Source organism: Spirosoma sp. KUDC1026 (assembly GCF_013375035.1).
Taxonomy (GTDB): Bacteria; Bacteroidota; Bacteroidia; order Cytophagales; family Spirosomataceae; genus Spirosoma.
Genome location: NZ_CP056032.1, coordinates 2,357,115 through 2,369,927 on the forward strand (window position 1 = coordinate 2,357,115; position 12,813 = coordinate 2,369,927).

A 12,813-nucleotide genomic window follows, 5' to 3' on the forward strand; every position below is an offset into this window, starting at 1 on the left:
TATTGAAAATCAGGATGGTTGTTTATTTTTGCTTGGTAAGACTACCACTCAGTAAACTTTCTGGAACCAGTTCTTTACTGATATTTCTTCCTCTGCTATGAACCCGCTCCGTCGATTTCCTCACACTGCTGATCAACCAGTAGGCCAGGCTGGGCAGCCGCCTGCTTCGTCCGGACTGATCGAGCTGGCGCTGGCTGCTTATGAGACCGCGCTGAACAGCGTGATTTCGATGGTGGCCATCCGGGATGAAGGCGGAACGGTGGTCGATTTTCTGATGCAGACGGCTAATCCAACCGTAGAAAAAAGTCTGTTCATGAAACCAGAACAGATTATCGGCTCCCGCCTGCTGGAAACGTTTCCCGGAAATATCGAATCGGGTCTGTTTGACATGTACGTGCGCATCGTCGAAACCGGCCAGCCGGAGAGCGCCACGCAGTATTATAACGATGCCAACGGACTAGAAGCCTGGTTCGCTGTCTCGGCCGTTCGACAGGAGCCGGATGCGGTGGTGACCTCATTCACCAACATTACCGATGTCAAACGGGCCGAACAACTGGCCCAGCAGCAGGCCGATCTGCTGAACACGGTTCTCAACCACTCGCAGACCGCCATTTCGCTGCATGCAGCTATTCGAAACAGGAATGGGATTATTGTCGACTTTCGGACCGTTGTTGCTAACCAGCAATCGCTGGAGTTGTGGGGTGACCTGGCCGACGATGTGCTGCACAAATCGTTCATGGAAGTTGTATCCAGTGACCAGCGGGAGCGGGAGTTCCCTCGTTACGTTCGGGTGATCGAAACCGGTGAGCCCGATCTGGACGAATTCTGTTCGGGCGATAAGTGGTTTATGCGGCTGCTGACAAAGTCGGGTGATGGGATCGTTATTTCGAGTGTGGACGTATCCGAAAGTAGGCGATACCGGCAGCAGCTCGAAGCCACGAATCTGGAGTTGAAACAGTCGAATGAAAACCTGCGATCGTTTGCCTACATCGCCAGCCACGATTTGCAGGAGCCCCTGCGGAAGATACAGGCTTTCGGCGACATTCTGCGGGAACGTTACGCCCCGGAGCTGGGTGCCGATGGGAGCGATCTGGTGCACCGCATGCAGTCGGCCGCCGAGCGAATGTCGTTGCTGATCCGGAACTTGCTGGATTACTCCCGCATTACCAGCCAGCGCGACATGTTCCGGTCGTTTTCGCTAACTCGTCTGCTCGAAGACATTGTCGAAGATCTCTGGCATCCAATTCAGCAGACGGGTGCCCGGATCGAAATGGCTCACCTGCCCGAACTGGCCGGCGATCGACTGCAACTGCGTCAGCTGTTCCAGAACTTATTGTCAAACGCGCTTAAATTCTGCCGAACCGATGTATTGGGGAATCTCATTCCGCCCCACATCCGGATAAGCGCCGAACGTATAGAGGGCGAATTACCCGACGATCTGAAAAAAGATTTGCTGATGAAACAGCCTTACTGGGCAATCACTGTTGCCGACAACGGAATTGGTTTCGATCAGCGCTACGCTGACCGGATTTTTCAGGTTTTTCAGCGTCTGCACGGCAAGCAGCAATTTGCTGGCACGGGTATCGGCCTGGCCGTCGTGAAAAAAGTGGTCGAGCAGCACAGCGGGGCCATCCGCGTGAAAAGCGCCGTTGGACAGGGCGCTGAGTTTACCGTCTATCTGCCAGCGTAAGCTTTGGGCGAATGACAAAAAAGCCCGACTAGAAAGCGGGTAACTGCTCTCTAGTCGGGCAATGGATAGAAGACGTGATTTCAGGACTGTTTACGGCCGCCGGGACCTTGCCGACGAACGCAGGCATCGACGGTAAATCGATGCGTTTGCGTCCATCCGCTGTTAAGTTTGAGGAGGTTGTGGTATTTAGTCGACCAGACACTGGAAATCTGGAAGACAGTCTCCATTTTTTGCTGATCAATAAACTAACTGTTTATGTATACAAAGTAATTGGGTGGACCAATGCGGTACAACCAACGCCTGGTACTTTGAGTGCGAAACCGGGGTGTTTTGAGTACGAAACCAGACGGCTCCTGCCTTTGTCTGTTTAGTTTTGTGTGCGTAGTCCAGATAACGTTAATGTCACCTTTTTTCGGTTTCTGTAAGTTTATCAGAGCTTTACTTGGAATAACTTGGTTGATGAGTATGCTGGCCTCCTGCACCGAAACTCCGCGGAAGCCTATATCCAGAACCAGCGATAAACAGGCTGATAGTCTGGCCTTCTTTACTTACCTGGATGCCGGTGATTCGGTTTATGCCGCCAAGAAAGGCTATGCTTCATTTGCGGCCAGTTTGAAATATTATGATAGTGCGCAGGCTATTGCCGATCGCTCGGGCGACAGTTTACTACTGGCCGAAGCCATTTTTGCGAAAGGCCGGGTGCACGATGCTTGGAATAAGGAACCCCGGAAAACAATTGCCTACTTCAAGCAGGCGGCCTCGCTGTTCCGCCCGCTGCCGGTGGCTTATAAGCGTTACCTGTACGCCAAACATCTGCTGGCGCATGCTTACGACAAAATTCAGGATAGCACCCATACCGCCCGGGTGCTGGCTGAACTGTACGCAGAACTGAAAACTAAAGACACCGCGCTGCTGCGTAGCATTCCCTCAACGGCCGAAATGGCCCTGATTGCTACCGAGGTGCGGGCTTATCCGCTGGCCGATAGTATCCTGACCCATCTGTCTCGTCGGCAGTGGATACGTAACGACCCCAACACATACGACTACCTGGATCACTATTACCTCACCCGGAGCCGGCTGGAGGTGTTCTGGCGAAAGAATCCCCGATCCGCCTACGTCGATTCGCTGGAAATTGGGTTTCAGCGGAGCAAGAACGTAATAGATAGTTTGTACTATAGCACCAACCTGGCCAATCTGTATGCTGCCGGCGGTCGGTTTAAACAGGCATACACGTATCTGATGCTGGCACAGGTGCTGGGGCAGCGCCTGAACCAGCACAAATCCATCGCGGAAATGCAGCAGGCGCTGTTACGTAGTGAACTGAGGGCCGAAAAACGAAAACTTGAGTACCGGGCTTCTATCCGCGAAACCCGCCTGGTGGCACTCTGGATCATGGGGGCGCTGCTGGCCGTTATTACCGGGTTAAGTATTTACCTCTACTACCGCAACAAAAGCTACCGGGCCCAGTCGCAGCATCTGTCGGTGCTGAACGGGCAGCTCGATGACAAGGTGGAGCAGGTTGAACTGCTGAATAAAGAAATTCAGCACCGAATCAAAAACAACCTTCAGGTCATTTACAGCCTGCTGCGGATGCAGGAGCGAAAGAGCCAGCAGGTTGAAACAATAGAGTCGCTGCAGATCGCCCGGCTCCGGATCGAGAGTATTGCCAACCTGCACAATCAGCTTGCCGCCAGTAATGACGAGTTGAGTATTGCCAGCTTCAGCGAGAACCTGATCCCGGCGGTTGTGGCTTGTTTTTCCGTCGACCGGCAGGTCATAACGCACGTAAACGCCATCGACCGGCGGCTGTCGTCCAGGCAGTATCTGCCCCTGGCCCTGATGTTGACTGAATGGGTCATTAATTCACTGAAGCATGCCTCGCCCGCCAGTGGTATCCTGGAAATAAATGTTACTTTTAGCGAAATCGATAAACAGATCTGTCTCAGGTATTGCGATAACGGACAGTCCAGTCAAACCGGAGCCCGCTCGGGAGATGGGTTAGGAACTGAAATTATCAACCTGTTGAGTCGCCAGCTTGACGCGGTGCTGACCACTCCCGGCCTAAACCCATATCATTACGTACTCAGCTTTTCAAATGACGGATAAACTGCAAATTCTGATCGTTGAAGATGAAGCCCTCATTGCCGAGAATCTCAAAATTACGCTCAACGACCTGGGCTACGAGGTGTCCGGAATTGCCTATACGTATCGGCAGGCGCTGACCGCCCTCAACCAGCAGCCTACCGACCTGATTCTGCTCGATATCAATCTGGGGGGTAAATCTTCGGCTGAGAACGGACTCGCGCTGGCTGAACAGATAACCAAGCCATTTATCTTTCTGACGGCCTACAACGACCGCCAGACCATTCTGGACGCTACCCGCCGACATCCCAGCGGGTATCTGATCAAACCGGTTAGCCCGGCGCTGCTGTTTGCCTCCATTCAAACGGCTATCGAACAACATACGGCTCGCCAGGAAGAATTGACTGCCCATCAGGAGCCTGATGAATCACCGGCATTTTTCTTCGTTAAAGTTGGTAACCGAACTATGAAATTATACTGGCGGGATGTGTACTGCCTGGAAGCTGGTAAAAATTACGTGCAGGTGCGCGTGAATCACTCGCCCGTCGACTACACGATTCGGGGTACGCTGAGCTTTGTCGTGCACCAGTTGGTTCCTCCGGCTCTACAGACCCAGTTCCGCCAGCTCAACCGGAGTACGTACGTAAATCTTGGCTTCATCAGCGCCTTTGATTCTGATGCCGTCTACTGCGGTGACCGCCGGATCGAAAACACCCGGATTCCGTACAAGGAGTTACAGAACCAACTGATGGACGTGAAACAGCTGTAAGACAGGTTTGTTTTTGACAGGATTAGAGGATTTGCAGGCTTGTTATTGGCTGGTAATCCTATTTTTGTGGTTCGATAAGCTGACAACCACATGCCAATTCGCGCATTTTTATTTGATCTCGACGGGGTAATCGTCGATACGGCCATCTACCATTACCAGGCCTGGAAACGACTGGCTAATGAACTGGGCTTTGATATTTCCGAAGAATTTAACGAGAAACTAAAAGGCGTCAGCCGGACGGATTCGCTGGATCTGATTCTGGCGCACGGTAACCTGTCGTTGCCTGACGAGGAAAAAACCAGTCTGGCCAGCCAGAAAAATCAGTGGTATCTGGATCTGGTCAGTCGCATGACGCCCGAGGACGTATTGCCCGGTGTGGCCAGCTTCTTTGCTCAGGTACGTAAGACTACCCGCAGTGAGGGACCGTTGCTGACGGGACTGGGATCGGTGAGCAAAAACGCTCCGTTGATTCTGGAACGTATTGGCCTCGCGGACCTGTTCGACGTTATTATCGACGGCAACAAGATCAGCAAAGGCAAGCCCGACCCAGAGGTGTTCACCAAAGGGGCGGCCGAACTGGGCGTCAATCCAGACGAATGTGTCGTGTTTGAAGATGCCGTAGCTGGCGTGGAAGCCGGAAAGCGGGGCGGTATGTTCGTTGTCGGACTCGGCTCGCCCGACGTATTGACCCAGGCCGATCTGGTAGCCCCCTCGCTGGAACAGCTAACGGTCGATCAGGTGTTTGATCAGTTTGAACTGAAATAAGAAACCGCGGGTGCCGATTACTGTTCTGTATCGGCGCCCGCGGTTTACAACTATGTTCGGGCGGCCTAGAAACTCAGCCAGCCCGATAGTTTGATGGCGAAGGGCGTAACGGGGATACCCGTCCGGTTCAGGTTGTCGCGGTAGGTAAGCCGATGGACGGCATCAACACGTAGCACTTTGAAGATGTTGTCAATACCATAGCCAAGTTCAACGTAAGGTGTGCGGTTAAGCGTATTGAAGCCCTCAACAGCGTTCCCCCGCGCATCGGTCGGCGGAATCGTGGCGATATTGGCCGCCGACGTACTGCCGACCAGCACTTTGGCGGTTACTAGTTCCCGCCATTTCAGCCGACGAAGGACAGGAAGCCGGTTGAACAGCAGCCCGCCAAAATTGTGTTCGAACTGAACCGACGCCCAGCGGTCGCAAACGAACTCAAAGTAATTCATCAGGTTGTAGGCATTGCCGACGTAGAAAAGCGATTCGTTCCCCAGGGGCGTGTACAGCAACGGATAGGGTACGCGCGATGGAATAATGCCGCCTTCGATCGTATAGAACGAACGGCCAAGCACGCCCATCCGGAAGGAGTGTTTCATATTCAGGGCCACGCGGTGGTACGTAAAATCACTGCCCAGAACATTACGTATGCCCATTGTGTACCGTAACGTGAGGATCGGCTTTCGAATGGCCCCGGCACTCACCCGAACGTTGTCGTTCTGAAGCATGACCTCGTCGGGGGCAAAGCGCGTTTCGGAGATAAATTCCGTGACGCGATACGCATCCCGGACGGCCTGGTTATCGTCATTCAGCTGCGGGCGGAAGGCAAAAGGAAACAGGGGCTCGAACGTGCGGTTACGAACGGCCAGCGTCTGCGTAAATCCTTTTCCCAGCTCGCGCCGGAAATACACCAGATTTTCTTCCTGAAAATAGGGCCGTCGCAACGTACCGAAGCGGGTATAAGCCGCAAACAGGGAGTTGTTACCGATATTATCGGTCGATACGCCCACCCGATCCAGGTCGTAGGTGGAGCGTACGCCCAGCACCGTCCAGGGTTTGCGATTCAGGATGTATTCGATCGTGCCACTGTACTTGAACTGCTGATCGCGGGTGCCGTAAGCCAGATAACCGCTCAGGAGCCACTTCTTACTGAAGCCGGTATTGGTACGTAGCCCAAGCCGGAAACGGTTACCCTCCACACTGTTGTTGGCGTAGGAATAGAGCAACGGGCCGACATCGATATGCAGCGCTTCGATGGGTTTGTAGCCAATAACACCCAGTTTGATAATCTCACCGGCTACTTTCACGATCGGTACGTTCCGAACGGAATCAACGACCTGCATAGCCCGTAACTCGCTGTTTGACAAGGATTCAGGACGTACACTCTGCCAGAACGTCGGATCGGTGACTTTATAATCGTCGGCCAGTTCAATGCTCGGGTCGTAGAAACCGACCTCTTTCGGCTGATTCTCGACCAGGCTGCTGGCCGACGTGAAAAACCGGATCAGCGCCCCCGGCGCGTTCGGAACGGGCTGGTCGGTGTCGATGGTCACCTGCGTCTGTGTGGGAAAATGAAGCCCGGATGGCAGGGCTTCCCAATCCTGCTCCAGATGCAGTTCATCGACGAAGTTGATATTGGCCCGCTTGTCGACGCGTACGTCAACCTGTGCCAGTACGTACTGTGTGGTGTCGATCCAGATCGTACCCGTAAACGCCAGATCGGTAGGGCGTTTGGGCGCGCAGTCAATTTTGTAACAAACTGACCTGCCCACCTGCACCGTGTCTTTCAGCTGAAACGTGTATACGGTTTCCCACTGTTTGCCAATGGGGGAGGGGATGTCCTTGCCCAGAACGGAGAGCGAGTTGCGGTAGAAATTATACTGCTGAAACGATGCGCCCGTCAGCTGGGAAACCAGGCCGCCGTCGCTGACCCCAACGCCCGATACATGCGTTTTCAATACGTGTTCCTTTGTTTTCTCGGGTTTGGAACGGGCGTAAAAATTAGAAAACGTTTCGGAAACGAAGACCGGCACGACGGGTTGTCCGTTCTCGTCGGTTATAGACGGAAGCTTACCAATGATCCGGCCCAGTGGCCCGGATCGGCTGCTGCGTTTACGCTTCCGGTTAAAGTCGTTGATGTACCCTTCAATCTTGGTATAACTGTCGTACTGATAGGCACTCAGCTGGGCCGGGTTGAACTGGTCCCGACGCTTATCCACCTCGCGCAGAATGCGGTAAGCCGGATCACCCCCTTTGGCGTATACGCGTACTTCCTGTAGGCTGGTTGCGGCCGGCTGCAGTTGTGCATCAACGGTCTGGCTGGGCTGCGCCAACAGGGCGTACGAACGGGTTCGATAGCCCAGGCTAAGAACTAAAACAGAGTCGGATAATTTGCTGACGGAGAACGAATAACGACCGTCAGCGTCAGACGTAGTACCGGAACTCTGCCCTTTCAGAGCGACGCTGGCAAATGGAATCCCCTCGCCCGTAATGGCGTCGGTAATACGACCGTTGATGGTATAAGGAGACTGGGCCTGAAGCGATGCTGACAGGCACAAGCACGAAACCAGAAGGAAAAAAACAGGTAGGAGTGGCTTCATCAGCACTAGATCATAACCGAGTAATCGGGAGGATAACCAACTTGTAGTCAACTGAGTTTACTAAAGGGTAAAAAGCCCGAAAAGATGAAAAAGAAACCGTAATAAATCCTGTTATACGACTTTGCGGGGGCTATTAGTCTGTACGCCAGCCAGTCGGAAGTCGTTGCATGAATTCAGGGTTTAGTTAGTACTAAAAGCAACGACCCCAATCGGAAAAGCTCCGTTGGGGTCGTTATGATCAGGGTAGTTAGGAGTAAGTCAGATAGGGTTCTTAGCGCTGGCCGCGGGGTCGGCCGCCACCTCCACCGGTGTTGCCGCCATTACCTCCGCCCTGGCCACCAGTTCCCTGGTCGCCTTCGCCTTCTTTCAGGTCGCTGTCATCGCCGTTACCACGCCGACGCCGTGGGCCATCGACGCTCATCTTACCAATTCGATGGCTAAAGGTCAGCCGGACACCTGCGTTGTAAAAACTGTTCAGGGAGCTTTGGGTCAGGATAGGCGAAGACAGATTGGTACGTTGCGTGAACGGGTGGTTGAAGATATTCTCACCAGCCAGGCCAAGGCTGCTTCGTTTGTCGTTGAATTCTTTACGCATCCCAACGTTGTAGAAGTACATGCCGCCCTGATTACCCTGAAGCTGCACCCGGTTACCCCGGCCACCGCCGAAAAGCTGGAAGGCCCAGCCGTTGCCCAGTGCCATACTGGCGTTGATACGGCCACTTACTACCCAGCCTGAATTCGAGGCAGCGTAGATCGGATTGTCGCTGTTATTGGTAAGATTGACATGGTAAAGGTCGATACCTCCGCCAATCTGTAATTTTTTGAAGAGTGTACCGTTCGCGAACAGGTTCAGGCCGTATGCATCCTGATAGCCAATGTTCTGGTAGGTCGTTATGATGCCCTGTTGCAAAACCGGGTTGACTACATCACCAAAGCCTTGCCCCGCTACGGCTGTTACTTCGCGTACGGCCGTAATTTCGCCGGTTGTCCGGCGCGCAAAAAGCGTTGTGTTCAGATACAATCCTTTGATATTGGTACTGGTACCGAACTCGACATTGTCCGTAAATTCAGGGGCCAGGTACGGGTTGCCCATCGTAATGTTAGTTGGGTTCGAGTAATTCGTGTTCGGATTCAGAAACTGAATACCCGGCCGCTGAATCCGGCGATTGTACGCCAGCTTGATAATTTTACCCCCTTTCAGCGCTTTCGAGATGTTGACGCTCGGCACCAGCGTTCCGTAATTCGGAATCTGATCGGCTTCACCCGTCGATTCGTCGCTGAAACGAGCGTTGACAAAGGTGTACTCGTAGCGCAGCCCCGCCTTGATGGTGTATTTCGTTTTGCTGGAATACGTATAAGACAGGTACGAAGCCGCAATGTTCTGGTCGTAGATCAGCGTATTGGACGGCCGGGTATTATCAGTCTGATACGCACCATCCGCCCCCGTGGCCAGGTAATACTGGTAGCGGCTGTTTACATTCCGGAATACGCCTTTGGCGCCAATCTCGAACAACTGGTTGTCTTTAATGGGTGTCTGAAAGTCGACCTGCAGGTTCGATTCCTGGTTATAACTCAGGTTGTCGTTGCGCTGCCGCGACGTAATTGTTTCGAAATCGGCGTTGCTCAGAATGTCAGCTACGAAGTTATTCGTGCGGTTGTTGCGGCTGAACAGGGCCAGCACGCTGAGTTCTTTCTGGGGTTTGTATATCTTCGTGAAGGTAAGGTTGGCATCGACCGTACCCGAGAGGTCTTTGGTTTCCACGTTCCGGTCGTTCTGGGTTGGGAAATACGCCGAGGGCCGGTAGGTCGTCGTCAATAAGTTGTACTGGTTCTGAATACCGTTCCGGGCACCGTAGCGCAGGCTGGCGGTCAGGGAGGTCGTCTTGTTGATGTCGTAATCCCAGCCGAGCTGGTAGTTGCCGAACAGCCGCTGACTCAGCGTATTGGCCGACTGAACGGTGCGGGTAGGTTCGGAGAACGTATCGGTCAGCAAATCATACGAACGGGTCGTCTGGTCGTTATAAAAGGAGCCTTTTACGTTGTACTCGGCCCGGCCAAAACCGCCCAGCGAGAAACCCATTTTACCCGTCCGGTAGTTTCCGTTCAGGCTCAGGTTTGTGCCGCGGTTACCCACGCCCCCGTCGATGTTCAGGGTAGCACCCTGCAGGTTGTTCTTCTTCAAAACAATATTGATAATCCCACCCGATCCTTCAGCGTCGTACTTGGCCGATGGGCTGGTGATCACTTCTACTGTTTTGATTTGGTCCGACGGGATTTGCTTCAGCGCGTCGGCTATGCTGCTGGCAATAATCGTGCTGGGCTTGTTGTTGATCAGTACCCGGATGTTGCTGCTGCCGCGCAGGGTCACGTTACCATCCATATCAACGGAGAGCATAGGCACCTTCCGCAGAATGTCGCTGGCATCGCCCCCTTTAGACGTAATATCCCGCTCGGCGTTGTAAACGAGCCGGTCAACTTTTTCTTCAATCTGAGCGGCCTGGCCGACTACATTGACTTCCTGGAGGGTCCGAACGTCAGGGCTGATTTTTATCGAACGCAGGTCGATTTCGGTTCCCCGTTCGATGGTGATCAGGTTTGAGCGTTTGTCTTTGTAGCCGATGAAGGAATACAACAGCCGGTATTTTCCCGGAGCTACCTTGGTCATGGAAAACTTGCCGTCAACGTCGGTGGTTGTTCCATCAATAGGCTTATTGGTCTCCGGGTTCAGCAGCGCGATCGTGGCAAATTCAACCGGTTTGTTACTAACTGAGTCGATCAGCACCCCCGAAATTTTACCGTTGCCTTTGGTTGCGGGGTCAATGCTGAACCCTCCCTGCGCGGGTGCCTGGCGCTGGGGCACGGAGTCGCCCGGCGTACCGGGCATATTAGCAGGTCTGGGGCCTGCCGGGCGTCGATTCAGTCTGGTTGTATCGCCTGGTCCCATTGGAATGGTTGTGCCTGCCGGAATCTGAGCAGCCGCGGTCAGGGAACTGGCAACCAGTAAAGAAAGGAAAATCGTTTTCATAACGAGTTGGTACCTTAAGTCAATTAGCTGCTCAAAATTGGCTACCTACCTATGGTACCCAAAAATTATCTGTCTGAATGCCCTTTTTTCCTTGCTGAATGGGGCTGTTTCGCTGGGGAAAGAAAGGGATAGGATTAATTGGAAAAATACAAAATTGAGCAGTCTATGTCAGCTGTCATCAAACCCATTTTTCCCTCTTTGGTTTTGGGTAAACTCTGGTTTGGACTGGTTATTTATTTTTCGGCCTGCGCCGTTATTTCGACCTCAATCAGGCAGCCATAATGAAGTGTCTTGACGGGAACGATGCAGCGAACGGGCTTGTGATCGCCGAAAAAGACTTTATACCGTTCGTTGACCCGATCCCACAGCGCAATGTCGTCAAGGTAGATCCGCGCCTGAATTACCTCGTTCCGGCTGACTCCCACGCTTGTCAGAATCGTATCTACTTTGCTGAGTACCAAGTCAGTCTGGGCTTCGATGGTTGCCGGGACGGTTTTGCTGATCGGATCGACCGGAAGCTGACCGGAAACGTAGAGAACCTTGTTGAAAACAATGCACTGGGAGTAATGGCCATTCGCGGCTGGCAGATCTGAAGACTCGATAATTGTCATTGGGTTATTCGGGGATTTGTTTTTGTAAAATCTATAAAGCTGGAGGGCTATGATTGCCGTTAGGGCTGATCAGAACGTTTCCGCGATGGACGACGCAGTAAATATTTATAAAAAAAGATCAGTTCATGGGGAACATTCGTTAGTATTGAAGAGTAATAGGCAATATAGTAACGACTCAAACCTCACGTAGCAGGCTCTCCAGGTACCAGTACAATTAAGCAAGTTTATTTTTCACGAGTCGGAGCCTGTCAGTTTTCACGCATGGAGGAAATTAAAGCATTCTTATCCAATTGGTCGCTCTTTGGCGCCGAACCAATCTCATACGAAACAATCAACTCGATTAGTGAGAATGCCCCGAACATTATCGTCTGGGCTGTACCGGTCATGTTGCTGCTTACCGCCCTGGAAATGGGCATATCTTACTGGCAGGAGCACGATCATTACGATAAGGACGAAACCATCGGGTCAACGCTTGTGGGAATTGGTAACCTTATCATTTCAGCGGGCATCAAAGTAGGCATGATCTATCTGCTGGTGTACGTGTACAACTTGATTCCCTGGCGGATGGAATTGCAGTGGTGGACGCTGATTCCCTGCTACATCATTTATGACCTGGGAAGTTACTGGGCGCACCGCGTTTCGCACGAGTCCCGCTTTTTCTGGGCGACGCATGTTGTTCACCACTCTGCCGAGCATTACAATCTGACCGTATCGTACCGGCTGAGCTGGATTCAGTATATCAAGGTAATTTTCTTTGTGCCGGTCATGCTGATGGGTTTTCACCCGGTCATTTTCTTTGTGACGAACCAGCTGGCTACGTTGTTCCAGTTTCTGCAGCATACGGAATACATCCGGCGGATGCCCCCCATTATTGAGTACATTTTCGCTACTCCGTCGAATCACCGCGTTCACCACGGCTCGCAGGAAGACTACATTGATAAAAACTTCGGTGCTACGTTCATTTTCTGGGATCGGATTTTCGATACGTACACACCCGAAAAGGAAAAAGTTATTTACGGCATCACGACCAATATTGAAAACAAAGCCAACCCGCTGCACATCAATTTCCACGAACTGAGCGATATCGTTCGCGACGTTAAGGAAGCGAATACGCTGCGGCAGAAATGGTTCATGGCATTTGGTAGCCCGATCAAGGTCGACAAAATCAAGAAGGAGGTAGCCATGCAAAAAGCTCAGCGCCTTGAAGCAGAACAGGCCGTTGCGGCCTAGCTGACGCTTAGGTCAAAAACAGGGAAACCCGCCAAGCTGGCGGGTTT

The 12,813-nt window shown here is 52.6% G+C and carries 8 protein-coding genes; 5 read left to right on the top strand and 3 right to left on the bottom strand.

From position 1 onward, the window contains the following. Window positions 1-97: 97 nt before the first annotated feature. The 4 genes from HU175_RS09930 to pgmB all read left to right on the top strand — a co-directional run bounded on the left by HU175_RS09930 (window position 98) and on the right by pgmB (window position 5,306). Entirely contained in the window at window positions 98-1,690 is a 1,593-nt protein-coding gene (locus HU175_RS09930) for a sensor histidine kinase (protein ID WP_176566445.1), read from the top strand. 465 nt (window positions 1,691-2,155) lie between these two features. Further along, the gene (locus HU175_RS09935) at window positions 2,156-3,796 is read left to right on the top strand and encodes a sensor histidine kinase (protein WP_176566446.1); all 1,641 of its coding nucleotides are present in this window, start codon (window positions 2,156-2,158) and stop codon (window positions 3,794-3,796) included. Continuing rightward, complete coding sequence (locus tag HU175_RS09940; protein WP_176566447.1) at window positions 3,786-4,541, top strand: LytR/AlgR family response regulator transcription factor; 756 nt, start codon at window positions 3,786-3,788, stop codon at window positions 4,539-4,541. Before HU175_RS09935 ends, HU175_RS09940 begins: the two co-directional genes overlap by 11 nt. Before the next feature lie 90 nt (window positions 4,542-4,631). Then, window positions 4,632-5,306 carry a beta-phosphoglucomutase gene (gene pgmB / locus HU175_RS09945; protein WP_176566448.1) on the top strand — a complete coding sequence of 225 codons (675 nt, stop codon included), beginning with the start codon at window positions 4,632-4,634 and terminating at the stop codon, window positions 5,304-5,306. Between the two features lie 65 nt (window positions 5,307-5,371). Here pgmB and HU175_RS09950 read toward each other — a convergent pair whose 3' ends face one another. From HU175_RS09950 to HU175_RS09960, 3 genes are all read right to left on the bottom strand, one after another. Then, entirely contained in the window at window positions 5,372-7,900 is a 2,529-nt protein-coding gene (locus tag HU175_RS09950; protein WP_176566449.1) for a DUF5686 and carboxypeptidase-like regulatory domain-containing protein, read from the bottom strand. A 271-nt stretch (window positions 7,901-8,171) separates the two neighbouring features. After that, complete coding sequence (locus tag HU175_RS09955; RefSeq protein WP_176566450.1) at window positions 8,172-10,925, bottom strand: TonB-dependent receptor domain-containing protein; 2,754 nt, start codon at window positions 10,923-10,925, stop codon at window positions 8,172-8,174. A gap of 233 nt (window positions 10,926-11,158) precedes the next feature. Next, complete coding sequence (locus tag HU175_RS09960) at window positions 11,159-11,536, bottom strand: RidA family protein (RefSeq protein WP_176566451.1); 378 nt, start codon at window positions 11,534-11,536, stop codon at window positions 11,159-11,161. Between the two features lie 261 nt (window positions 11,537-11,797). Between HU175_RS09960 and HU175_RS09965 the strand changes: the two genes are divergently transcribed. Next, entirely contained in the window at window positions 11,798-12,766 is a 969-nt protein-coding gene (locus HU175_RS09965; protein WP_176566452.1) for a sterol desaturase family protein, read from the top strand. Window positions 12,767-12,813: the final 47 nt, after the last annotated feature.

Bases quoted from the DNA above. Each gene is read 5' to 3' on its own strand.
- HU175_RS09930 (WP_176566445.1), top strand. From the start codon at position 98: ATGAACCCGCTCCGTCGATTTCCTCACACTGCTGATCAACCAGTAGGC.
- HU175_RS09935 (WP_176566446.1), top strand. From the start codon at position 2,156: ATGCTGGCCTCCTGCACCGAAACTCCGCGGAAGCCTATATCCAGAACC.
- HU175_RS09940 (WP_176566447.1), top strand. From the start codon at position 3,786: ATGACGGATAAACTGCAAATTCTGATCGTTGAAGATGAAGCCCTCATT.
- pgmB (WP_176566448.1), top strand. From the start codon at position 4,632: ATGCCAATTCGCGCATTTTTATTTGATCTCGACGGGGTAATCGTCGAT.
- HU175_RS09950 (WP_176566449.1), bottom strand. From the start codon at position 7,900: ATGAAGCCACTCCTACCTGTTTTTTTCCTTCTGGTTTCGTGCTTGTGC.
- HU175_RS09955 (WP_176566450.1), bottom strand. From the start codon at position 10,925: ATGAAAACGATTTTCCTTTCTTTACTGGTTGCCAGTTCCCTGACCGCG.
- HU175_RS09960 (WP_176566451.1), bottom strand. From the start codon at position 11,536: ATGACAATTATCGAGTCTTCAGATCTGCCAGCCGCGAATGGCCATTAC.
- HU175_RS09965 (WP_176566452.1), top strand. From the start codon at position 11,798: ATGGAGGAAATTAAAGCATTCTTATCCAATTGGTCGCTCTTTGGCGCC.